Source organism: Streptomyces prasinopilosus, assembly GCF_001419695.1.
Taxonomy (GTDB): domain Bacteria; phylum Actinomycetota; class Actinomycetes; order Streptomycetales; family Streptomycetaceae; genus Streptomyces; species Streptomyces prasinopilosus.
The window spans coordinates 1-2534 of record NZ_LIRG01000823.1; the positions used below are offsets into that span (position 1 = coordinate 1).

Here is a 2534-nt window from a genome sequence, read left to right on the forward strand (position 1 = left end):
AGAAGCCCGCACCCGGACCGCAGGCCGCCGAGAACGGTGTCCGTGACGGTCCGGGTGCGGGCTTCTTCGCCCGGCCACGGGTGCGCGCAGATCCGCAGCGCGCTGACGGCCGACGCGCGGCCGAGGACCAGCCGGACCTGCTTGACGCCCGTCCCGCCGGAGACGGGGGCGGAGGCGGAGAAGCGGCACGGGTCCTGGATCACCGCGTGCGGCGGTTCGACGGCCCGCCGCCTTCCCGCTCGGCGGTCCCGTTCTCGGCCGCCTGGAGCGACTCGCGGGCGCAGTTCCACCCGGTCTTCCGGTGCCGGTGGTCGAGCGGCTCCCCCTCCTCCCTCGTGAGCGACCGCTCCTTCGGGTCCTCGGCGCGACGGGACACGCCGTTGCCGGTCGACGTCGCTCCTGGTGGCCGGGGCCCGGTCCGGCGGACCGCAGTCGGCCGGCGCCTGTCACAGAGCCGGCCCGGGCGTCGGAGGAGGCGGGCGAACGCGGCGGAGAGGTCGACCCGACCGCGGTCGACGCCGTGCCGGGCGCAGGCGGGGTCGGCGTGATAGAGGTTGTGCGACCCTCTCCGAACGGGAGCAAGACCGGCGGCCACAGGCGGGTGGCCCGGTCGTGGCGACGGGATCGGGGCAATGGCCCGCCGGTCGGATCGGGCGGCGGTCCCACGCTGCTCTGATCGGTCAGGCTGCGTCGGGAGTTCGTGTGCACAGTTTCTTCGTGAGGAGCCGGCAGAGCGCCCACCGGGGCCACGGCGATGACGGGCGGTGAGCGGCAGGGCGGTGGAGGAGGCACGGACCGGCCGGAGGGGTTCGGGGAGGAGCTCCTGGGAGCCCTGCCGGACCGGGGGCACGAGTTGCCGGCCCATCTGCTCGGTCCGCTCGTCGCACGGCAGGTGGGCGGACTCGGTGGCCGCGAGATCTCGATCTATTTGCAGGACTACGGGCAGGTGTGGCTCGTGCCCCTGCCGGGCGAGGGGCTGGCGGCCGGGGAACCGCAGCGGATCGACGGCTCCGATGCCGGTCGTGCCTTTCAGGAGGCGCGTCGTGTCGAGGTTCCACAGGCCGACGGCGTGCGGGTCTACCTGCCTCTGCTGGGCGGCGGCGACCAGATGGGCGTCATGGCCGTCACTCTGAGCGGGGTCCACGACGCCGACCGGCGGCTGCTGCGCAGGATCGCCGCTCTGCTGGCCGACATGCTGGTGGCCAAGCACGGGTACACCGATCTGTTCTTCCGGGTCCGGCGCAGGGAACCGATGAGTGTGGCTGCGGAGATCCAATGGTCACTGCTGCCGCCGCTGGCCATGTCCACACCTCGGGTCGCGTTGGCCGGAACGCTGGAGCCCGCCTACGACGTGGCCGGCGACAGCTTCGACTACGCCCTCAACGGTGACGTGCTGCATGTGGCCATGGTGGACGCGATGGGGCACGGCCTGGACGCCGCCACGATGGCCACGGTGGCCGTCGGTGCCTACCGGCACGCCCGGCGGACCGACGTCGGCCTGTCGGAGATCTATGCGTTCATGGACCGGGCCATCGCCGAGCAGTTCGGCCCCGACCACTTCGTGACCGCTCAGATGATGCGGCTCGACACCATGACGGGCCGTGTCCAGTGGGTCAACGCGGGACATCCCGCCCCCCTGCTGATCCGCGGCCACCGTGTGGTCCGGCGGCTTCGCGGCCCGACGACGCTCCCTGTCGGCTTCGGCGGTCACGAGCCCCGGATCAACGAACTGACCCTCGAGCCCGGAGACCGGATCATGTGCTTCACCGACGGGTTGATCGAGGAGCACGGTGCCGATGGCGAGGAATTCGGTGAGGAACAGCTCATCGGCTGGGTGGACCGCATCGAACGTACGGCGCATGAGATCCGGGCCGTGGCCCGTTCCCTCTCCCACACGCTCGAACGGGCACGGGGCGGGATCACGACGGACGACGCGACGCTCCTGCTCATCGAGTGGCGCGGCGCCGACTGATCGGACTCACGGCCGACGCCTGTCGCACGCGTCCTGCGCACACCGGCTCTTCGCCGGTGGCGTCCGCGCGGTGCACGCGGTCCTGCCCGAGGGCGAGACCGGTGCCGTCGCTCTGCGCACCTGCGGCTTCGGCACCCGTTCGGGCATGGTCGTCTTCGGGAAGCGCGGACCGGTGACTCCTCAGAAGGCCGGCATGCTCTCCCCCGCGGGGCGGAGCTGCCGCCCGGAGGACTGTGGCAGAAGGTCGCGGGCGCGCACAGGGAGAAGCAGCTCGTCGAACGCCGCCTGGTCCTGCCCCCGGCCCACCCCGAACCGGCCGCCCGGCACGGTGTGGAACTGCCGCGAGCGGTGATGCTGTTCGGCCCCGCCCGGGACCGGCAGGAGCACGTTCGCGCACGCGATCGCCGGCCGCCCGGGCCGGCCCTTCCTCGAACTGTCCCCCGCGCGGCCGGCTGCCGAACCCGGGACGGGCGGCTGCTCGTCCGCGCCACGAACAACGTGCCCCCCTCGATCGGGCCTTCCCGCGGCACGGTGGCTTCGACGACGCGCTGCCCGTCGGCCC

The 2534-nt window shown here is 73.0% G+C and carries 2 protein-coding genes and 1 pseudogene; 1 reads left to right on the forward strand and 2 read right to left on the reverse strand.

Going from position 1 to position 2534, the window contains the following annotated elements; translation table 11 throughout:
- Positions 1 to 203 (reverse strand): annotated as a pseudogene (locus AOK18_RS33720) (tyrosine-type recombinase/integrase); the annotation flags it as partial.
- Positions 200 to 376 carry a hypothetical protein gene (locus tag AOK18_RS33135; RefSeq protein ID WP_157865227.1) on the reverse strand — a complete coding sequence of 59 codons (177 nt, stop codon included), beginning with the start codon at positions 374 to 376 and terminating at the stop codon, positions 200 to 202. The gene AOK18_RS33135 and the pseudogene AOK18_RS33720, both read right to left, overlap by 4 nt.
- A 378-nt stretch (positions 377 to 754) precedes the next feature.
- On the opposite strand from AOK18_RS33135, the gene AOK18_RS27065 reads away from it, so the two are divergent.
- Positions 755 to 1972 (forward strand): PP2C family protein-serine/threonine phosphatase, encoded by a 1218-nt coding sequence (locus AOK18_RS27065; protein ID WP_055696036.1) that lies wholly within the window; start codon positions 755 to 757, stop codon positions 1970 to 1972.
- Positions 1973 to 2534: the final 562 nt, after the last annotated feature.